The organism is Minwuia sp. (assembly GCF_048007105.1).
Taxonomy (GTDB): Bacteria; Pseudomonadota; Alphaproteobacteria; order Minwuiales; family Minwuiaceae; genus Minwuia.
Genome location: NZ_CP180352.1, coordinates 882,394 through 901,473 on the forward strand (window position 1 = coordinate 882,394; position 19,080 = coordinate 901,473).

Genomic DNA, 19,080 nt, shown 5'->3' on the forward strand with positions numbered 1-19,080 from the left:
GATCATGTCATTCCAGAGCAACAACGCTGTGATCAAGTGGGTCGACGACCGGCTGCCGATCTTCACCACGATGCACCACGCGTTCATCGAGCATCCCTATCCGCGCAACCTGAACTTCGCCTATCAGTTCGGTTCGATCCTCGGCATCGTGCTGGTGATCCAGATCCTGACCGGCGTCGTGCTGGCCATGCACTACACCGCGCATGTCGACCTGGCCTTCGCCTCGGTCGAGCACATCATGCGCGACGTGAACTTCGGCTGGCTGCTGCGCTACATGCACGCCAACGGCGCGTCGATGTTCTTCATCGCCGTCTATCTCCACATCTTCCGCGGTCTCTACTACGGCTCCTACAAGGCGCCCCGCGAGCTGATCTGGATGATCGGCGTCGTCATCCTGCTGATCATGATGGCCACCGCCTTCATGGGCTACGTGCTGCCCTGGGGTCAGATGTCCTTCTGGGGCGCCACCGTGATCACCAATCTGTTCAGCGCCATTCCGGTCGTGGGCGATCCGATCGTGACCTGGCTGTGGGGCGGCTTCGCGGTCGACAACGCGACGCTGAACCGCTTCTTCAGCCTGCACTACCTGCTGCCCTTCGTGCTGTTCGGCCTGGTCTTCCTGCACCTCGTCGCGCTGCACCAGAAGACCTCGACCAACCCGCTGGGCATCGACATCAAGAGCCCGGCCGACACCATCCCCTTCCATCCGTACTTCACGGTGAAGGACGGTCTGGGCTTCGCGCTGTTCGGCATCCTGTTCGCGTTCTTCATCTTCTTCGCGCCGAACTATCTGGGCCATCCGGACAACTACATCCCGGCCGACCGGCTCTCGACGCCGGCGCACATCGTGCCGGAATGGTACTTCCTGCCCTTCTACGCGATCCTGCGCTCGGTGCCGGACAAGCTGCTTGGCGTCATCGCCATGTTCGCGGCCATCGCGGTGCTGTTCATCCTGCCCTGGCTGGACCGCTCCAAGGTGCGTTCGGCCGCCTTCCGGCCGCAGTACAAGCTGTTCTTCTGGATCTTCGCGCTGGTCTGCATCGTGCTGGGCTATGTCGGCGCCAAGCCGGCAGAGGGCATCTATCTGGTGATCGCCCGTCTGGCGACCATCTACTACTTCGCACACTTCCTCATCATCGTGCCGTTGCTCGGCTGGTTCGAGCGGCCCAAGCCGCTGCCGACCTCCATCGCCGAGTCCGTGACCGGCGGTGGCGGCAGTGCGCAATCCGCTGCGGCGGCCCCGACCAAGGAGAAGGCGTGACCATGGCCTACCGTGTGATGAAGACGCTGGCGGCCGGTATCGCCGCTCTCTGCCTCGGTCTCGGCGCGGCGCAGGCCGCGGGCGAAGCCAAGCCGGCGAAGGACGTGTCCTTCGAGCATGCCGGCCCCTTCGGCGCCTATGACCGCGCTGCGGTCCAGCGCGGCCTGCAGGTCTACAAGCAGGTCTGCGCGGGCTGCCACGGGCTGAAATACGTCGCGTTCCGCACGCTGACGGGCGTTGGCTTCTCGGAGGATCAGGTGAAGGCGATCGCCGCCGAGTCCACCGTCACCGACGGTCCGGACAGCAGCGGCGAGATGTTCGACCGCCCGGCGCGGCCGGCCGACCGCTTCCCCTCGCCCTTCGCGAACGATCAGGCCGCCGCCGCCGCCTTCGGCGTGGCGCCCCCGGATCTGTCGCTGATGTCCAAGGCCCGCCCGCATGGCGACGCCTACATCTATTCGCTGCTGACCGGCTATGACGAGCCCGACGCAGAGGGTCACGAGATCACCTGCGGCGACGGCACCTACGTCAATCCGTACTTCCTCGCGGGCAACTGCATCGCCATGGCGCCGCCGCTGTTCGACGACGCGGTCGAGTACGCCGACGGCACGCCGGCGACCTCCGCCCAGATGGCCAAGGACGTGACGACGTTCCTGGCCTGGGCGGCCGAGCCGAAGATGGAAGAGCGCAAGCAGATGGGCGTGAAGGTCATCCTGTTCCTGATCTTCCTGTCGGTCCTGCTCTACCTGGCCAAGAAGCAGATCTGGGGCCGCCTGCACTGAGGCGGGGCGCCAGCCTGACAATGACGAGGGGCCGCGGCGCAAGCTGCGGCCCTTTTTCGTTGCCGGCCTTCGGACGGCCCCGCTTTTGCACTAACGTCGGGTCATGAGCGAGAAGAAGGAATCCGTCCGCCGGCCGCCGCGCAGGATGCAACTGGCCGCGCAGAACCGGTCCCCCGTCCTGCTGCCGGAAGCCGCGGACGATGCGGGCCCGCGCGTGCGGGTGGGCGTCCTCGCGCTCATCTGGCAGTCCTGGGCGATCTTCTTCTCCCATCTGGACATCTTCCTGATGCTGATGTGGCGGCCCTTCGCGCTGACCGCGGCTGTGGCCTTGGGTGTGGTCGAGGCGCTGCCCCATATCGGGCCGGGTCCCGCGGCGATGCTGTTCACCGTCGTCGGCATGTCCGCCATCGTGCCTGTCGTGACCGCCTGGCACCGGATGATCCTGCTGGGCGCGGACAATCCCGACGCCCGCGTCACGTACCGCATCGGCAAGCCCGAATGGACCTATTTCCGGGCTGCCGCCGCGCTTTACGGCCTCGGTTATGTCATCGGCCTGGCGGTGAACGAACTCTACGGCCCGCTGCTCGGCGGGCCTGTGCTCTGGCTGGTCCGGGAAGGTATCGATCCGGCGGGCCTGCTGTCGGCCTGGGGTCCGGCGGCGATCCAGTGGGGCTCTGTGGCCCTGATCCTGGGCTTCCTGGTCGCGCGCTTCTTCCTGGTGCTGCCGGCGGCGGCGGTGGGCGCGCCGATGAGCGTCTCCGAATCGGCCTCGGCCACGCGCGGCAACGGTTTGCGGCTGGTGGCGGCCTACATCCTGGCCAGCCTGCCGGCGGCGGCGCTGACCGCCGTCTTCGCCCAGCCCGCGGCGGTGCTGGCCAGCGCGGCGCCGGCCGAGGAGATGTTCCTCGACCTGATTCTCGCCATCCTGCCGCGCATCCTGCTCTACACCATCGCGGTGGGCATACTTTCGCTCGCCTTCGAGCGTCTGGTCGGTGTACCCAAACGGCTGCGGCGCTGAAGCGGCGGCGCGACCGGCAGACAGGAGGGCGGCATGGGCGAAACCGTGATCGGGGTCATCGGAGGCAGCGGCCTCTACGGCATGGAGGGGCTGACCGACACCGAATGGCGGCGCATCGAGAGCCCGTTCGGCGCACCCTCCGACGAGCTTCTGTTCGGCCGCCTCGACGGGGTGCAGATGGTCTTCCTGCCGCGCCATGGCCGCGGCCACCGCATCAGCCCCAGCGGCATCAACTACCGGGCCAATATCGACGCCATGAAGCGCGCCGGCGTGACCGACATCGTCTCGGTCTCCGCCTGCGGCTCCTTCCACGAGGCGCTGGCGCCGGGCACCTTCGTCATCGTGGACCAGTTCATCGACCGCACCTTCGCCCGCGAGAAGAGCTTCTTCGGCAACGGGCTGGTGGCGCATGTCTCGATGGCCGATCCGGTCTGCAGCCGCCTGGGCGACGCGCTGGAGGCGGCCGCGCGGGACACCCATATCGGCCATGTCCGCGGCGGCACCTACCTGACCATGGAAGGCCCGCAGTTCTCGACCCGGGCGGAAAGCTTCATGTACCGCGACTGGGGCTGTTCGGTGATCGGCATGACCAACATGCCCGAGGCCAAGCTCGCCCGCGAGGCGGAGATCTGCTACGCGACCGTCGCCATGGTCACCGACTACGACTGCTGGCACGAGGCGCATGACGCCGTCGACGTCGCCGCGGTGCTGGAGGTCCTGCAGGGCAATGCGGTGAAGGCGCAGAAGCTTGTGGCGGCGGTGGCGCCGAAGCTCGCCGGCGCCCGCAGCGTCTGCCATGCCGGCTGCGACCGGGCGCTGGAGGTGGCGCTGATCACCGCGCCCGACGCCCGCGACCCGAAGATGGCGGCGAAGCTGGACGCCGTCGCCGGCCGCGTGCTGCAAGGGGCCTGAGCCGATGGACGAGATCCGCGACAAGATCCGCACGATTCCCGACTATCCGAAGCCGGGCATCATGTTCCGGGACGTCACCACGCTCTGGGGTGACGCCCGCGGCTTCCGCACCGCCATCGACCGGCTGGTGCAGCCCTACGCCGGGGTCCGCATCGACAAGGTCGCCGGTATCGAGGCGCGCGGCTTCGTGCTCGGCGGCGCCGTGGCGCACCAGCTCTCCACCGGTTTCCTGCCGATCCGCAAGAAGGGCAAGCTTCCCGGCAGTACGCTCACCGAGGACTATCAGCTGGAATACGGCACCGACACGATCGAGATTCACGACGACGCCATAAAGGACGGCGACAATGTGCTGATCGTCGACGACCTGCTGGCGACCGGGGGGACGGCGGCGGCTGCGGCGAACCTGATCCGCAAGGCCGGCGGCACCGTGATAGGATGCTGCTTCATCGTCGATCTGCCCGATCTGGGCGGGAAGGAGAAACTGCTCGGCATGGGGCTCAGCGTGATCGCGCTCTGCGAGTTCGAGGGCGACTGAGGCCGGGCGAAGGGGGAGGCGTCATGAGCAACGGCATTCGCGGCATCGATCATCTGGTGGTGGCGGTCCAGGATCTGGAGCGCGCGCGGGAGACATGGACGGCGCTCGGTTTCACCTGCACGCCGCGGGGCCGGCACCGCAATCTCGCCACCGGCAACTACTGCATCATGTTCCCCGACGACTATGTCGAGCTGATCGGCATCGTCGATCCGTCCCTGCCCGACCGCGGGCTGATCGGCCGGATGAAGGACGGCGGCGAGGGGCTGGACCGGATCGCCTTCGCCGTCGCCGATATCGACGCGACCGCCGGGGCGCTGTCGGCGGCCGGCTTCGGCGTCCGCGGCCCGATCGATCTGCACCGGCCGCTGGAACTGCCCGAAGGCGATGTCGAGCCGCGCTTCCGCCTGCTGCATTTCGAGGATCCCGCCGTCTCGACGCCCGGTCTGCACGGCTTCTTCTGCTATCACGTGACGCCTGAGATCACGCGGGGCGAACCGGCCTGGCTGTCGCACGCCAATGGCGTCGAGCGGGTGCTGTCGGTCACGGCGGTGGCCGAGAACCCCGAGGCGCTGGCCGAGGACTGGCAGCGGCTGATGGGACCCGGCTCGACCGTGCTGACCGACAACACGCTGACGGTGCATTCGGGCAATCACGCCATCATCTTCGTCACGCCCGACCATCTGGCCGTCATGTTCCCGGCCCATGGCGAGGACGCCGACCGTCCGGCGCCCTACGTTGCGGCGGCGACCTTCCGCAGCGCCGACCTGGAGGCGACATCGCGCTGGCTGACCGACAACGGCGTGCCGCACGGCCGCGACCGGGAGGGCGGCGTGCAGGTCGGGCCGGCGCACGCGAACGGCTGCATCATCGCCTTCGAATAGGCGAAGCCGCGCTGGCGTTTACGCTTCCTTCAGCATGATCGGTTGTCATGCGGGCTGATACCAGGGCCGCGGGGCAGCTTCGGTGGCGAAGGCAGACAAGACACCCAACATCACGGTGATGGACGAGGCCAACGGGCTGCTGCTCGGTGGCCGGTTCACGCCCGATCTTTCGCGGCCGCTGCCGCACCTGTCGATGCAGGGCGCCCAGGCCTTCGCGGTCGAGGACGAGAACGGCAATGCCGAGGATTACTACTGCGTCCTCTGCGCGCCGGGCACCTATGTCCGCCACAGCGCGATCCAGACCCTGATCGAGAAGACCCCGCGCCATATGCGCCTGCCCCACGCCTGCGCCACGGTGCGCCTGAAGGACGGCAAGCACTTCTTCGCAATCGTCTTCGACCATGCCCGGGCCAGGCCCCTGCTGACCGCCTATGGCGGCAAGACCGTGCCGGAGCGCGATCTCAGCCTGAAGGTGCTGCCCGACATCATCACCTGCCTGCTGGACCTCAGCGGGCCGTCTCTGGCCCATCGCGGGCTGCGCGCCAGCAACGTGCTGCTGGCCGCGGATGGCGACGTCATCCTGGACCAGTGCGTCATCCACCTGCCCGGCGAGGGCCAGGACGCGGCGCACGAACCGCCGATCTCGGCGCAGGCGTCGCCGGGCGGCCGCGGCGAGGGCGCGCCGTCGGACGACTATTTCGCGCTGGGCGTGCTGACCATGGAACTGCTGACCGGCAAGGTGCCGGGCACAGGCGTCGCGCCGTCGACCTTCTGGGGTCACCGCATCCTGCGCGGTTCCTATTCGACGATGCTCGACCGGCGCAAGTTCACGACCGCGATCCAGGCGCTGCTGGCCGGCACGCTGGTCGACGAATCGCACCGGCGCTGGGCCGCGGGCGATCTGCGCGCCTGGGCGGGCGGTCACTGGGACATGCCGCGCAACACCGGCACCGGCCGCCGCGCCAACATGCCCTTCCTGTTCGAAGGCCGCGACTATCACTCGCCCGAGCTGCTCGCCTGGGCGTTCCACGGCAACATCACGGAAGCATCGCGCGCGATCGTGGCCGGGCGCGTCGAGAAGTGGGTCCGCAACGTGCTGGAAGACAGCCGCGCCTCGGACTTCATCGAGGCGTCGCGCCGTCCCTACCTGCCGGGCGACGAGCTGTCGGAATACGATGCCTGCGAACTGGTCTGCCGCATCTGCATGGCGCTGGACCCGAACGGACCGCTCCGCTTCCGCAACCTCGTCGTGCCGCCGACCGGCATTCCCGGCCTGATCTGGACCGCGCTGAACGCGCGGGATCAGGACCGGCTCGACAGCCTGGACCATCTGCTGGGCACCAACCTGCTGACCCAGTGGCAGGAAGTCGGCGGCCGCGCCGTGCGCGCCGCCCTGCCCAACTTCGTCACCTCCTCGATCACCTCGATCATGGCCGAGCGTTCGCGGCACGGCTTCGGTCTGGAGCGTGTGCTCTACGAGACCCTGCCGAAATCCGCCTGCATCGGCGCCCAGATCGCCGACGCGATGCCGCTGACCCTGGCGGACCTGCTGCTCGCGCTGGAGCGGAAGGCGCAGTCGGACCCCAACACCGTCGCCGAACTGGACCGCCATGTCGTCGCCTTCATCCTGACCAAGGACCGCAACACGGAGGCGACGATCCGCGCAGCCTACGCGCCGGGCCTGTCGGATATCGAGCAGCTCACGGCCATCGGCGATGTGCTGGGCATGGTCCAGCGGAACCATTGCAACGTCACCTGCACCGGCCTCACCCGCGCCGTGTCGGAGGCCATGAAGCCGGCCATGCACAACCTGCGCAGCAAGGTGCGCCGGATGGTGCTGCAGCAGAAGATCGACAAACTGGCCGAGGGCGGCGACCTGTCGGCGCTGGTCCGGGAACTGGACGTCAAGCACGAGCTGAAGAATGACGAGGACGAGTTCCACGCCGCCCGCGCCCGCATCAAGGCCATCGAGCAGCTGATCGAGGTGGCTTCCACCCACGGCTATGCCCGCACCGTGCTGGCGCAGAAGCGCGGCTACCGCTACGCGCGCCTGTTCAGCAATTCGATCGCCTTCGTGACCGTGTTCTATTTCTCGATGCTGGAGCTGTTGTGAGCGACGCGACCGCACAAACCCCGGCCGAGGCCCGCCAGCGCGCCCTGAAATCGGCCAACCGCACCACCTTCATGATCTTCACGGTCATGCTGCTGCTGCTGCCCATCGCGCCGTCGACCTTCACTGTGGTCGCGGTGTTCATGGCGCCGACCTGGATGGTCGCCTTCTACCGCAGCTTCCATGCGCCCGGCGCCATCCCGACGGTCGCGGGCATGAATGTCGCGGGGACGCTGCCCGCGCTGCATTACCTGTGGACCCACGGCAACGATTTCGACACGGCCTTCGGGCTGCTGTTCAACACCGACTATGTGATAATGGCCATCGGCGCCGCCGCGCTGGGCATCGCGCTGCTGTTCATCGCGCCCTTCGTGGCCCGGACCTGGGTCGACATGGCCGGACAGCGCCTGCTGCATCAGGCCCAGGCCGAGCGGGACCGGCTGCTCGACGAATGGGGCGAGGAACTGCTCGCCGAGCCGAAGAAGGAAGACAAGAAGAAGGGCGAGAAGGACGAGCGGAAGGGCAAGTCCCGCGACAAGGACCGCAAGTAGTGGTCCGGCCGGTCAGGTCCTGAACGGCCGCCGTGTCCGCGACGCCAGACGCTGGCCGATGCGGAACGGGTCCGGCAGCTTCGATCCCGCGCCGAGGAAGCGCGCCTTCGCCTTCTCGATCTGCATGACATTGCCGATGCGCCGGTCGAGGAAGGCCCAGGTGTCGGCATGGTCCTCGGAGCGGTCGTTCAGCCAGTAGAGCAGGGTCGAGGCGTAGACGCCGCCCAGCAGGGTCCGCTTGGTGTAGAAGTTGAAGTCCGTCGAGGTGTCGCCGATGGCGCGCCACATCAGGTCGACCGTGCGGTAGAGCGAACGCATCGCGGCCGGCGCGTGGTGCGGCAGCCCCAGATGGTTGAGCCCGCGGCGCACAGCCTCCTTGTGCGGCGCGGCGTTCTCGAGGCGGATGCGGATGCCGCTCGCGATCTTGTCGCGGATGCGCATGTTCTCGAGATCCAGGTCCAGCATGCCGCTGACCATCTGCCGATCGGCATCGTCCAGGAAGAAGTCCAGCAGATCGTCGGCGCCGCCGGGAAAGGCGCGGTAGGCGTCGATGGGCGCCAGCCCGGCATCGGCGACGGCGCGGCGCAGCGTCTGTTCGGTCCAGCCGTCGAAGGCGGCGTGCGGCAGCGCCGCTTCCAGCAGGCGCGCCCTGATCTCCTCGATATCCAGGTCGGTCTCGCTCATGTCCGGGCCTCCGTTGCGTGAAAGCGGAATTCGCTCTCGAAGATCAGACGGGTCAGGTCGTGCATCCGCTGCGGATAGAGCACGCCGTCCAGATGGTCGCATTCGTGCTGCACCACCCGGGCGTGGAAGCCGCCCGCCTCGCGCTCGATCTTCTGCCCGTCCAATCCGTATCCGTGATAGCGGATACGCGCCGGACGGCGGACCAGACCACGCAGGCCGGGCACCGACAGGCAGCCTTCCCAGTCCTCGGCGGTCTCCTCGCCCAGCGGCTCGATCACCGGGTTGGCCATCACGGTGAAGGGCACGGCCTCGCCATTGCCGCGCAGCGCCGGCACGTGGAACATGACCAGCCGCTTCGAGGCATGCACCTGCGGCGCGGCCAGACCGGCGCCGCCGATATCCTCCAGCGTTTCCATCATGTCGCCGGCAAGTTTCAGGATCTCCGGGCTGGTCGGATCCTCGACCGGTTCGGCCACGCGCCGCAGGACCGGATGGCCCATCTTCGCGATCTTCAGGATGGCCATGGGCTCTCCTTCCGCGCCGCCGCTCAGGCGACCAGCTTGTCTTCGGGCGCCGGGCCGCTCTCGGCCGGGGTCACATCCACCTCGACGTCCAGATTGTGCTCGCCGCCGCCGGCGATGACGCCGCGAACCGGAGCCACGTCGATATAGGTGCGGCCCCAGGCCAGGGTGATGTGGTTCTCCGCCGCGACGCAGTCGTTGGTCGGGTCCAGATCGGCCCAGCCGAACCCCGGAATGAAGACGCCGACCCAGGCGTGGCTCTGGTCCGCGCCGATCAGCTTTGGCTTGCCCGGCGGCGGATCGGTGCGCAGATAGCCCGAAACGTAACGCGCGGGCAGGCCCAGCGCGCGCATGCAGGCGATCATCAGGTGGGTGAAGTCCTGGCAGACGCCGCGCCGCTTCTCCAGCACGGTCGCAACCGACGTGGTCACGTCCGTCGCCTCCGGATCGTAGGCGAAATCCCGGTGCACGCGCCGGTTCAGGTCCAGCGCGGCTTCCAGCAGCGGCGGCCGGGGATGAAGCTGGGCGCGGCATACTCCCGAAGCTGTTCGACGATGGTCGAGATCTCGCGCCGGCCGATGAAGTCGGCGACGCGGTAGCTCCCCGGGTCGTGATTGCCGATGACCTGATCCGCCACCGCCTGCCAGGGCGGCGTCTCGCCGGGCTCGGGCAGCGGCTGCGGGTCGACCTTGACCAGGCTGGAGCTCTCGACGTTGAAGCGCTCGTGCGGCGTCGCCAGATCGAAGATGGCGATGTCGTTGCCGAAGAAGTCGGTCTGCCGTATCGGCGGCTCGTCGGGCGCGGGCTGGATGTCCAGACGCGTCTCCAGCCGGATCTGGCTCGGCGTGGCGCGCGGCGTCAGGTGCAGCAGGTGATGCGACAGCATCACCGGGCCCGCATACTTGTAGGCCGTCCTGTGTCTCACCCGGTAGATCACGTGACACCCTCGATGATCTCGCTGTGGCCGATGGCCCGCTGGCGGCCGCGGCCCTCGACATGGGTGAAATAGCGGCTCGAGACTGCGCCGTCCAATCGCGGCAGATGGCCCTGAAGGATCTCCAGCAGCTGTTCCAGCCGCGGCCGGGTGCCGTCGCCGTCCTCCACCGCCAGCTCGTGGGCGTCGGCAAGCTGGACCGCGGCCAGGGTGCGGATGGCGACGTGGCGGTCCTCTCCGGGCAGGGTCTCGCGCAGCTCCGACAGGTGGGTGATGTATTCGGTCAGCCGTTCCAGCTGATAGGCCAGCGAGCGCGGGTGCCGCTCGTCGGAAATCAGCAGGTCGAGGACGGTCGCCAGATCGGTGTCGTCACGGTAGCGCTCGTGATAGGCGGCGCTGCAGTCGGTGATGTCGAGCACCGTGCTCAGCACGACGGGCGAACGCGCCTCGGGCTGCAGCAGGGTCGCGGCGAGCAGGTCGACCATCTGCAGCGACAGCTCCAGCCGCCGCCCGACCTCGTGGAAGCGCCAGCCATGGCCGCGGGGCATGGTGTCCTGCAGCGAGCCGCTCAGCGCCTGCAGGGCGTAGACGACATCGTCGACCCGGTCGGCCAGCAGCAGCCCCGACGCGGCGGCCTGCCGGGCCGATTCCATCGCGTCCTGCACGCGGGTGACCGCAAGCCAGCTGTCGCCCGACATCATGTATCGCAGCCCGTCTGCCGACTGGCGCAGCCGGTTGAAGACATTGGCGAGGCCGTTCGGATGCTCGGTATCGCTGAACATGGCGCCGGCTCGGCTCATCAGTTCGCGCAGCGACATGTCGTCCGCCTCGCCCATGCGGAACACGCCCGAGCCGAGAAGGCCGTGGACGACATCCGATTCGGCGCCGGTGGCCAGCGGGAACAGGCGCTGGTCGACATTTCTGAGCGCCCCGCGGACGCGGCGGGTCAGGCCCAGCGCCCGCTCCAGATAGCGGCCGAACCAGTAGAGATTCTCGGCGGCGCGGGAGGTGATGTTGGTGCTCTCGCGGCGGATCGCGACCTGGCGGGCCTTCGGGCGGTCGCGGCGGGTCTCGCCGGGACCGGGCGCGCCGACCACCCAGACATCCTTCGCGCCGCCGCCGCGCTGCATGGAGACGACGCGTTCGCGGCGGTCGGGGGCGACGCGGACCATGCCGCCCGGCATCACGGTCCAGCCGGAGGGCGTCCAGCAGAGCAGCATGCGCAGCATGATCGACCGCGGCTCCAGCCCATGCTCGGACCATGTGGGCGCCGTCGACAGGCGGATCAGCTCCTGGCCGACATGGCTCTCGGGGCGCTCGGAGATCGATTTCAGCAGGTCCTGACGCTGGCTGTCGTCCAGGTAGGGGCCGAAGACGGGCTCGCCGGGTTCGGGCGGGAAGGCCGGCTTCACCACCATGTCTTCCAGCCGGTTGCAGACATGGGTGCGTTCGACCGGCTGGCCGCACCACCAGGTGTCGACCGAGGACAGCCGCAATTCCTCGCCCAGCATCTGGCGGCAGAGACCCGGCAGGAACGGCATCAGGCCGGGCTGCTCGACGATACCCGACCCCAGCGCGTTGACCAGGCCGACCGATCCCTGCCGCGCGGCCTGGGTCAGCCCCGGCACGCCCAGCGCCGAAATCGGCGCGCAGCTCCAGCGGATCGCAGAAACCGGTGTCGAGCCGGCGCAGGATCACGTCCACCTGCTGCAGGCCCTGCAGCGTCTTCAGGAACACCTCGCCCTGGCGCACGGTCAGGTCGTCGGCCTCGACCAGCGCGCAGCCCAGCTGGCGGGCCATGAAGGCGTGCTCGAAATAGGTCTCGTTGCGGCGGCCCGGCGTCATCACCACGATGCGCGGGTCGTCGCGGTCGCGCGGCGAGGCCGCCTGAAGCGCCTGCCGGATCGCCGAGAAGAACTTCCCGATCGGCCGCACCTCCGAGGCGCGCAGCAGCTCGGGGAAGACCTGGGACATGATCTGGCGGTTGGCCATGGCGTAGCCGAAGCCGGTTGGCGATTCGGTGCGGTCCATGATCACCCGCCACTTGCCGTCGGCGTCGCGGCCCAGATCGGCGGCGTAGAAGAACAGGCGCTGGCGGTTGGTCTGCTCGCCGGCGACGGTGGAGCGGAAGAAACCCGGATGCGCGAAGACCAGCGCCGGCGGGATGCGGCCGCTGGACAGCAGCTTCTGCGGTCCAAGCAGGTCGCGCAGGATCATGTCGAGCAATGTCGCCCGCTGGGTCAGCGCGTCGGCCAGGCTGGACCATTCGTCGGCGCGCAGCACCATCGGCACCGGGTCCAGCCGCCAGCTGGCGTTGTCGCCCGAATGCTCGTCCGTGTAGACGTTGTAGGAGACGCCGTGCTGGCGCAGGGCCCGCTGCCCCCGCTGCCAGCGCGCCTGCCAGTCCTCGACGCTCAGATCGGCCAGGAACCCGGCGATGTCATGCCACAACGGACGCAGCGCATGATCGCCGCCGCCCAGCATCTCGTCGAAGATGCCGACGGGCGGCGCGTAGCCGAGCCGGAAGTCGCTTTCGCCGAGCCTGAATCCGCTGCTGTCGCCCGGTGCGTTCAATACCGTCTCCGCGTCAGACGTGGGCCGGACGCACCGGCGCCCTCAGATCCAGCGTATGCGGGTAGGTGGCGTTGCGCTCCAGCACCGGCGATCCCGGATGGCCCGGCGTGTGGCCATGGGCGTCGAAGCGCGCCAGCCGCCGGCCCTCGGCCTCTTCCGCATTGACCGGCGCGGTGTCGTAATTGCGCCCGCCCGGATGGGAGACGTGATAGCGGCAGCCGCCGATGGAGCGCCCGTTCCAGGTGTCGATCAGGTCGAAGACCAGCGGCGAATGCACGCCGATCGTCGGGTGCAGGGCCGAGGCCGGCTGCCAGGCGCGGAAGCGCACGCCGGCGACATATTCCTCCGACGCGCCGGTCGGCTGCAGCGGCACGTGGCGACCGTTGCAGGTCAGCACGTAGCGGCCCGGATCGGCGAGGTTGCGGACCTTCGCCTGCAGCCGCTCGACCGAGCTGTCGACATAGCGGACCGTGCCGCCGCCGCCGGCTTCCTCGCCCATCACGTGCCAGGGCTCCAGCGCGGTGCGGATCTCGATATCCATGCCGCGGTAGCTGACCTCGCCGCAGCGCGGGAACTTGAACTCGAAATGCGGCGCGTACCACGCATCGTCGAAGGCGTAGCCGGCCTGCCGCATCTCCTCCAGCACGTCGGTGAAATCTTCCCAGAGGTAGTGAGGCAGCATGAAACGGTCGCGCAGCCGGTCGCCGTGGCGGATCAGGGGCCGGGCATAGGGCTGGTCCCAGAAGCGCGCGATCAGCGCCCTGAGCAGAAGCTGCTGCGCCAGGCTCATCTCCGCATGCGGCGGCATCTCGAAGGCGCGGAACTCCACCAGGCCCAGGCGGCCGGTCGGGCCGTCGGGCGAGTAGAGCTTGTCGATGCAGATCTCCGAACGGTGGGTGTTACCGGTCAGGTCCACCAGCAGGTTGCGGAGCGTCCGGTCGACCACCCAGAGCGGCACGTTGGTGCCCCGCTGCGGCAGCTGCGACAGCGCGATCTCCAGCTCGTAGAGCAGGTCGTCGCGGCCCTCGTCGGCGCGCGGCGCCTGGCTGGTCGGGCCGATGAAGAGCCCCGAGAACAGATAGGACAGGCTGGGGTGGTTCTGCCAGTAGCGCACCAGCGAGCCGAGCAGGTCGGGCCGGCGCAGGAACGGGCTGTCGGCCGGGCTGGCGCCGCCGCAGACGATGTGGTTGCCGCCGCCGGTGCCGATATGGCGGCCGTCGATCATGAACTTCTCGGTGCCCAGCCGGCTCTGCCGGGCTTCCTCGTAGAGCGCCGTGGTGATGCCGCGCAGCTGTTCCCAGTTGGCCGAGGGGTGGATGTTCACCTCGATCACGCCCGGATCCGGCGTCACCTTGATGACGTTCAGCCGGTGGTCGTGCGGCGGCTCGTAGCCCTCGATGTAGATCGGCATGTTCTGTTCGGCGGCCACGTCCTCGCAGGCCGCGACCAGCTCCAGATAGGCCTCTGCCGATTCGGTCGGCGGCATGAAGACGTTGATGTGCCCGTCGCGCGGCTCCACCGCCAGCGCGGTGCGGATGTCGGGGCTGACCAGCCCGCGGTTCGTCTTCTCCGGATCCTGCTGCCTGTCGGTATCGGGCAGTTCCTGCTCGTTGCGGTCCTGCGGCGTGGCGCCTTCGGCGCTCCGCTGCGACATCCAGGGCTGGCGTGACTTGTCGGGCGCGGGCAGCGGCCCGTCGATGCCGAACGGGTCCTGCGGCGAGTACCAGGGATAGCGCGCGGCCGGCAGCCAGGGCAGCGATTCGATGGGCAGGCGGAAGCCGACCGGGCTGTCGCCCGGCAGCAGGAACATGTGCTCGCCGCGGAACGGCCAGGGGCCGGTGATCCAGCTCCGCCCCGCCTTGGCCTGCCAGGCCTGCAGCGGCAGCACGTAGCCGGTCGGCGTGCCCAGACCCTTGCGCAGGATGCGGGCGAGCCGGGCTCGGTCCAGCTCCTTCTCGAAGTCCGGGTGGTCGGGGCTGAGATTGACCGGCAGCTGCTGTTCGGCGCCCAGCGTCTTCAGCGGATCCTCATAGGCCGGGATCACGTAGTTGCCGTCGACCTCCAGCCGCTCGCACAGGCCCAGCATGAACTTCTGCGCGTCCTTGTGGGTGGGCTGGTAGTTCTCGCCCTCCTTCGCGATGGCGCGGTCCTCGGTCCAGAGCGGCAGTCCGTCGCCGCGCCAGTACAGCCCGAAGGCCCAGCGCGGATAGGGCTCGCCCGGATAGAGCTTGCCCTGGCCGAAGGTCAGCAGGCCCTGCGGCGCGAACCGGCGCCGCAGCCGCTGGATCAGGTCATAGGCCAGCCGGCGCTTGTTCGGACCCATCGCGGCGGTGTTCCACTCGGCCCCGTCCGGATCGTCGATGGAGACGAAGGTCGGCTCGCCGCCCATGGTCAGCCGGACGTCGCCTTCCTGCAGCTTGTATTCGATCTTGCTGCCCAGCGTGTCGATCGCCTGCCACTGGCTGTCGGAATAGGGCTTGGTCACACGCGGCGATTCGTAGATGCGGTCGACCGACATCTCGTGGCCGAACTCGACCTCGCAGGGTCCCACCAGACCGGTGATCGGCGCAGCCGAAGTGGGCTGCGGGGCGCAGGCCAGCGGAATGTGGCCCTCGCCGGCCAACAGGCCGGAGGTGCCGTCCAGTCCGATCCAGCCGGCGCCGGGCAGATAGACCTCGGCCCAGGCGTGCAGGTCGGTGAAGTCGACATCGGTGCCCGACGGGCCGTCCAGCGCCTCCTGATCGTGCTTGAGCTGGATCAGGTAGCCGGAGGCGAAGCGCGCCGCGAGACCGAGGTGGCGCAGGATCTGGACGATCAGCCAGGCCGTGTCGCGGCAGGAGCCGCGGTTGATTTCCAGCGTCTCTTCCGGGCTCTGCACACCCGGTTCCATGCGCACGATGTAGTCGATTCGCTGCTCGATCTGCTGGTTCAGGGCGACGAGGAAATTGATCGTCTGCTGCGGCGTCCGGTCGATGCCGTCCAGCAGCTTCTGCAGGTGCGGCCCCGCCGGCTCGGCGTCAAGGAAGGGCTCCAGTTCGTCGGTCTCGTTCTCGTCATACGCGAACGGGAATTCGTCGGCATGTTCGGCGATGAAGAAGTCGAAGGGGTTCAGCACCGCCATCTCGGCGACCACATCGACCTCGACGTGGAAATGGTCGACCGGCTCCGGGAACACGACACGGGCCAGGAAATTGCCCAGCGGGTCCTGCTGCCAGTTGATGAAGTGGCCCTTCGGCTCGACGTTCAGCGAATAGGAAACGATGTTCGTCCGGGTATGCGCCGCCGGTCGCAGCCGGATGATCTGGGGCGACAGCGTCACCTTGCGGTCGTAATTGTAGATGGTCTTGTGGTTCAGAGCCGCATGAATCGGCATCAAATCACTCTATCGACTATTAATGGGATCGCATCGCGCAAGAAGATAGGCGGCGTGCCGCACCGGGGCAATGTGCAGAAGCCGCACAGGGCCTAGTTGGCGGCGGCCGACCGGTAGGCGTGGATGTTGTCGCCGAGAAAGCGGTTGTTGTCGTGGCGGATCTGCGCGGCCGCATCGTCATAGAGGAACGGCAGGAAGGCGTAGCGCTCGCCGGCGGTGACCTTCGTGACCATGTGCAGCATCGAGCAGGAGAACACGACTGCGCCGCCCGGCGGCGGGCGGTAGGTGCGCCGGCCGTATTCGGGGAAGCAGAGATCGCCGCCCTCGAAGCCGTCATTGAGATTGATCGTGACGGCGAATCGGCGATGCGCCGTGCCCTTGGTGGTGTTGTCGCGGTGCGGCTTGAAATGCCCGCCATCCTCGGCCGAGTAGCAGGCGACGATGTAGCGCTCCATGCGGTTGGCCTCGAACTGGTGCACCTTGCGCACCTCGGGCACCAGCCTGCGATGGATGCGGGCGCGGGTCTCGGCCACGACCGCCTGGTCGGTGATGACGTAGTCCCTGCGGCTCTTGTGGCCATGATCGACCACGCCGACGGTCTTGCCGCCCTCCTCCCGCACGAAACCGGAATCCTCGCCGCCATTGGAGCCGTAGAGGCCGATCAGCTTCTGGCAGAGTTCGGGCTCGAAGACGTTGGGCACCACCAGGACCGGCGCCGAGATCTCGAACCCGGCGAAGCGGTCCGGCGGCGGCAGGGTCTCGATGTAGTCCAGCATCTCGGCGATGTCGCCCCGGTCGCCGCGGAACGGGATCACCCGCATCACGCGCAGCGTCGGGTCCAGGACCACCCACATGCGGCGGATGACGACCTGGGTGCTTCCGGGCGTCTCCGCCTTCGGCATCGCGCCGTAGAGCCGCGAGACCTTGCCGTCGAAATCGAAGAAGTAGCGGTAGCCCGGATAGCGGTCGGCGACGCGGCGCTGCGTGTCGTCGGCGGGGTCTGAGCTGACGCCGAAGAAGGAGGCGACATCGTCGCAGAAGAAGCCCGGCCGTTCGCGCACCGCCGCGATCGCGGCCTTCGCATGCGGGTCGGCGGCGGAACCGAAGAAACAGAGCACGATGTAGCGGCCCGCAGCCGTGTCGAAGGCATAGCGCGGGTTGGCGTAGGACCGCTGCTGGAACCACGGCGCAGGATCGCCGGGGGTCAGAATGACATGGCCGCTCATGGCCGGGGCCGCCTCAAAGGGTCTGCCGGTATCGCCGGCTGCGAATTTCATTGCAGCGGTTTTGCCGCTTTCGCAACAGGAATCGATGCCGCCGCCAGGCCTATCGAGGGTTCCGGCGGAAGCGGGCGGCGTCGCGGCGGATCTCGTCGCGCCGCTCACCGTCCATGCGGTCCCAGGTGGCGTACATGTTCGAAAGGCGCCGGTTCCCGCCCAGCCTGTCGCGCTTGCGGTCCAGGAAGTCCCAGTAGAGATAGTTGAAGGGGCAGGCGTCCGGGCCGGTCTTCCGCGACACGCTGTAATGGCAGCCGCCGCAGTAGTCGCTCATCCGGTTGATGTAGTTGCCGCCCGCCGCATAGGGCTTGGAGCCGAGCAGCCCGCCATCGGCGAACTGGCTCATGCCCAGCGTGTTGGGCAGCTCCACCCATTCGAAGGCGTCGATGTAGACGGCGAGATACCATTCATGGATTTCGGCCGGCTTCGCGCCGAGCAGCATGGCCAGGTTGCCGGTGATCATCAGCCGCTGGATGTGGTGGGCATAGGCCTCGTCGCGGGTCTGTTCCACGACCTCGCGGACGCAGGCCATCCGCGTCTCCGCCGTCCAGTAGAAATCCGGCAGCCCGCTGCGCTGGTCCAGCGCGTTCATGTCCCTGTATTCGGGCATCTTCAGCCAGTAGACGCCGCGGACATATTCGCGCCAGCCGATGATCTGCCGGATGAAGCCCTCGACGGCGTTCAGCGGGGCGTCGCCGTCCGCATGGGCCTTCGCCGCCCGTTCGCAGACCGCCAGCGGGTCCAGAAGGCCCACATTGATGTACGGCGACAGCAGGCTGTGGAACATGAACCGCTCGCCCTTCACCATCGCGTCCTGGTAGTCGCCGAAGCGCGGCAGACAGTCGGCGATGAAGTGGTCGAGGGCCTTTTCCGCATCGGCGCGGGTCACGGCGAAGCGGAAATTCTCCAGGCTGCCGAAATTGTCGGGGAAGGCGCGGCCGACCAGATCGAGCACCTCTTCGGTGACCGCATCTGGTTCGAACCACGCCCGTTCCGGCAGACCGAGGCCCTCCTTCGGGGGCTTGCGGTTGTCGGCGTCATAGTTCCATTTGCCGCCCTCGGGCGCGTCGCCATCCATCAGCAGGCCGGTCTTCCGCCGCATCTCGCGGTAGAAGTATTCCATGGTCAGCGTCTTGCGGCCGTCCGCCCAGGCGGCGAAATCCTGCCGGCTGCAGAGGAACCGCTCGTCGCTCAGGATGCGGACGGGCAGGCCGAAGCGGTCTTCCCAGCCGGCCATCTCGTCCAGCAGCCGCCATTCGCCGGGTTCCGTCACGACGATCTCCTCCGGTTCCAGCGCAGCCGCGGCGCGCGCCACCTCGCCCGCCAGATCGCCGGCATTGTCCGGGTCGTCATAGGTCGTGTAGCGGACGGACCAGCCGGCCTCGCGCACTTCGTCGCGGAAGTGGCGCATGGCCGAGAAGATGAAGACGATCTTGCGCCGGTGATGCGGCGCATAGCCCGCCTCGGCCCGCACCTCCGCCATCAGCACCGTATCCGCCTCCGGGTCGGCGAAGGCCAGTGACGACAGACCGGGTGTCAGCTGATCGCCGAGAACCAGAACGAGCCGCGTCATCGCGCTCCCCCATGTCCCGGACTTGATCCGGGACCCATTCCTGAGCCGTTGTCCGGGATGACAGAGATTTTCGACAGCAGTCTCAGAGCATCCC

17 protein-coding genes and 1 pseudogene are annotated in these 19,080 nt (G+C 68.1%); 9 read left to right on the top strand and 9 right to left on the bottom strand.

The window, feature by feature from the left end:
- Nucleotides 1–4 precede the first annotated feature (4 nt).
- The 8 genes from ACMVY4_RS04135 to ACMVY4_RS04170 all read left to right on the top strand — a co-directional run bounded on the left by ACMVY4_RS04135 (nt 5) and on the right by ACMVY4_RS04170 (nt 8,050).
- Entirely contained in the window at nt 5–1,261 is a 1,257-nt protein-coding gene (locus tag ACMVY4_RS04135; RefSeq protein WP_416898928.1) for a cytochrome b, read from the top strand.
- Between the two features lie 2 nt (nt 1,262–1,263).
- Complete coding sequence (locus ACMVY4_RS04140) at nt 1,264–2,043, top strand: cytochrome c1 (protein ID WP_416900248.1); 780 nt, start codon at nt 1,264–1,266, stop codon at nt 2,041–2,043.
- A gap of 103 nt (nt 2,044–2,146) precedes the next feature.
- Nucleotides 2,147–3,061 (top strand): hypothetical protein, encoded by a 915-nt coding sequence (locus tag ACMVY4_RS04145; RefSeq protein WP_416898929.1) that lies wholly within the window; start codon nt 2,147–2,149, stop codon nt 3,059–3,061.
- 33 nt (nt 3,062–3,094) lie between these two features.
- Nucleotides 3,095–3,973, top strand: coding sequence for an S-methyl-5'-thioadenosine phosphorylase (locus ACMVY4_RS04150; RefSeq protein WP_416898930.1), 879 nt, complete (start codon nt 3,095–3,097; stop codon nt 3,971–3,973).
- A gap of 4 nt (nt 3,974–3,977) precedes the next feature.
- On the top strand, nt 3,978–4,508 hold the full coding sequence (locus tag ACMVY4_RS04155; protein WP_416898931.1) for an adenine phosphoribosyltransferase: 531 nt from the start codon (nt 3,978–3,980) through the stop codon (nt 4,506–4,508).
- 23 nt (nt 4,509–4,531) lie between these two features.
- Complete coding sequence (locus ACMVY4_RS04160) at nt 4,532–5,389, top strand: VOC family protein (RefSeq protein ID WP_416898932.1); 858 nt, start codon at nt 4,532–4,534, stop codon at nt 5,387–5,389.
- A gap of 82 nt (nt 5,390–5,471) precedes the next feature.
- Nucleotides 5,472–7,502, top strand: coding sequence for a hypothetical protein (locus ACMVY4_RS04165; protein ID WP_416898933.1), 2,031 nt, complete (start codon nt 5,472–5,474; stop codon nt 7,500–7,502).
- On the top strand, nt 7,499–8,050 hold the full coding sequence (locus tag ACMVY4_RS04170) for a hypothetical protein (RefSeq protein WP_416898934.1): 552 nt from the start codon (nt 7,499–7,501) through the stop codon (nt 8,048–8,050). The genes ACMVY4_RS04165 and ACMVY4_RS04170 overlap by 4 nt, the downstream gene beginning before the upstream one ends.
- 12 nt (nt 8,051–8,062) lie before the next feature.
- Here the strand turns inward: ACMVY4_RS04170 and ACMVY4_RS04175 are convergent, their stop codons facing one another.
- From ACMVY4_RS04175 to ACMVY4_RS04200, 6 genes and pseudogenes are all read right to left on the bottom strand, one after another.
- Nucleotides 8,063–8,734: a COQ9 family protein gene (locus tag ACMVY4_RS04175; protein WP_416898935.1), complete on the bottom strand. Its 672-nt coding sequence runs from the start codon at nt 8,732–8,734 to the stop codon at nt 8,063–8,065.
- The gene (gene def, locus ACMVY4_RS04180) at nt 8,731–9,258 is read right to left on the bottom strand and encodes a peptide deformylase (RefSeq protein WP_416898936.1); all 528 of its coding nucleotides are present in this window, start codon (nt 9,256–9,258) and stop codon (nt 8,731–8,733) included. The genes ACMVY4_RS04175 and def overlap by 4 nt, the downstream gene beginning before the upstream one ends.
- Before the next feature lie 23 nt (nt 9,259–9,281).
- Nucleotides 9,282–9,725, bottom strand: a complete 444-nt coding sequence (locus ACMVY4_RS04185; protein ID WP_416898937.1) for a transglutaminase-like domain-containing protein — start codon at nt 9,723–9,725, stop codon at nt 9,282–9,284.
- Between the two features lie 8 nt (nt 9,726–9,733).
- Nucleotides 9,734–10,180, bottom strand: a complete 447-nt coding sequence (locus ACMVY4_RS04190; protein WP_416898938.1) for a transglutaminase N-terminal domain-containing protein — start codon at nt 10,178–10,180, stop codon at nt 9,734–9,736.
- Nucleotides 10,181–10,188: 8 nt separating this feature from the next.
- Nucleotides 10,189–11,817 (bottom strand): alpha-E domain-containing protein, encoded by a 1,629-nt coding sequence (locus tag ACMVY4_RS04195; RefSeq protein WP_416898939.1) that lies wholly within the window; start codon nt 11,815–11,817, stop codon nt 10,189–10,191.
- 52 nt (nt 11,818–11,869) lie between these two features.
- Nucleotides 11,870–12,445 (bottom strand): annotated as a pseudogene (locus tag ACMVY4_RS04200) (circularly permuted type 2 ATP-grasp protein); the annotation flags it as partial.
- Here ACMVY4_RS04200 and ACMVY4_RS04205 point away from each other — a divergent pair.
- Nucleotides 12,405–12,530, top strand: a complete 126-nt coding sequence (locus ACMVY4_RS04205; RefSeq protein ID WP_416898940.1) for a hypothetical protein — start codon at nt 12,405–12,407, stop codon at nt 12,528–12,530. The pseudogene ACMVY4_RS04200 and the gene ACMVY4_RS04205 overlap by 41 nt on opposite strands.
- A 246-nt stretch (nt 12,531–12,776) precedes the next feature.
- Here the strand turns inward: ACMVY4_RS04205 and ACMVY4_RS04210 are convergent, their stop codons facing one another.
- The 3 genes from ACMVY4_RS04210 to ACMVY4_RS04220 form a co-directional block, all read right to left on the bottom strand.
- On the bottom strand, nt 12,777–16,136 hold the full coding sequence (locus ACMVY4_RS04210; RefSeq protein WP_416898941.1) for a DUF2126 domain-containing protein: 3,360 nt from the start codon (nt 16,134–16,136) through the stop codon (nt 12,777–12,779).
- 92 nt (nt 16,137–16,228) lie between these two features.
- Nucleotides 16,229–17,362 (bottom strand): 2OG-Fe(II) oxygenase, encoded by a 1,134-nt coding sequence (locus ACMVY4_RS04215; RefSeq protein WP_416898942.1) that lies wholly within the window; start codon nt 17,360–17,362, stop codon nt 16,229–16,231.
- A 100-nt stretch (nt 17,363–17,462) separates the two neighbouring features.
- The gene (locus ACMVY4_RS04220) at nt 17,463–18,986 is read right to left on the bottom strand and encodes a cryptochrome/photolyase family protein (protein WP_416898943.1); all 1,524 of its coding nucleotides are present in this window, start codon (nt 18,984–18,986) and stop codon (nt 17,463–17,465) included.
- Between the last annotated feature and the right edge of the window lie 94 nt (nt 18,987–19,080).

Bases quoted from the DNA above. Each gene is read 5' to 3' on its own strand.
- ACMVY4_RS04135 (WP_416898928.1), top strand. From the start codon at position 5: ATGTCATTCCAGAGCAACAACGCTGTGATCAAGTGGGTCGACGACCGG.
- ACMVY4_RS04140 (WP_416900248.1), top strand. From the start codon at position 1,264: ATGGCCTACCGTGTGATGAAGACGCTGGCGGCCGGTATCGCCGCTCTC.
- ACMVY4_RS04145 (WP_416898929.1), top strand. From the start codon at position 2,147: ATGAGCGAGAAGAAGGAATCCGTCCGCCGGCCGCCGCGCAGGATGCAA.
- ACMVY4_RS04150 (WP_416898930.1), top strand. From the start codon at position 3,095: ATGGGCGAAACCGTGATCGGGGTCATCGGAGGCAGCGGCCTCTACGGC.
- ACMVY4_RS04155 (WP_416898931.1), top strand. From the start codon at position 3,978: ATGGACGAGATCCGCGACAAGATCCGCACGATTCCCGACTATCCGAAG.
- ACMVY4_RS04160 (WP_416898932.1), top strand. From the start codon at position 4,532: ATGAGCAACGGCATTCGCGGCATCGATCATCTGGTGGTGGCGGTCCAG.
- ACMVY4_RS04175 (WP_416898935.1), bottom strand. From the start codon at position 8,734: ATGAGCGAGACCGACCTGGATATCGAGGAGATCAGGGCGCGCCTGCTG.
- def (WP_416898936.1), bottom strand. From the start codon at position 9,258: ATGGCCATCCTGAAGATCGCGAAGATGGGCCATCCGGTCCTGCGGCGC.
- ACMVY4_RS04205 (WP_416898940.1), top strand. From the start codon at position 12,405: ATGTCGAGCAATGTCGCCCGCTGGGTCAGCGCGTCGGCCAGGCTGGAC.
- ACMVY4_RS04210 (WP_416898941.1), bottom strand. From the start codon at position 16,136: ATGCCGATTCATGCGGCTCTGAACCACAAGACCATCTACAATTACGAC.
- ACMVY4_RS04215 (WP_416898942.1), bottom strand. From the start codon at position 17,362: ATGAGCGGCCATGTCATTCTGACCCCCGGCGATCCTGCGCCGTGGTTC.
- ACMVY4_RS04220 (WP_416898943.1), bottom strand. From the start codon at position 18,986: ATGACGCGGCTCGTTCTGGTTCTCGGCGATCAGCTGACACCCGGTCTG.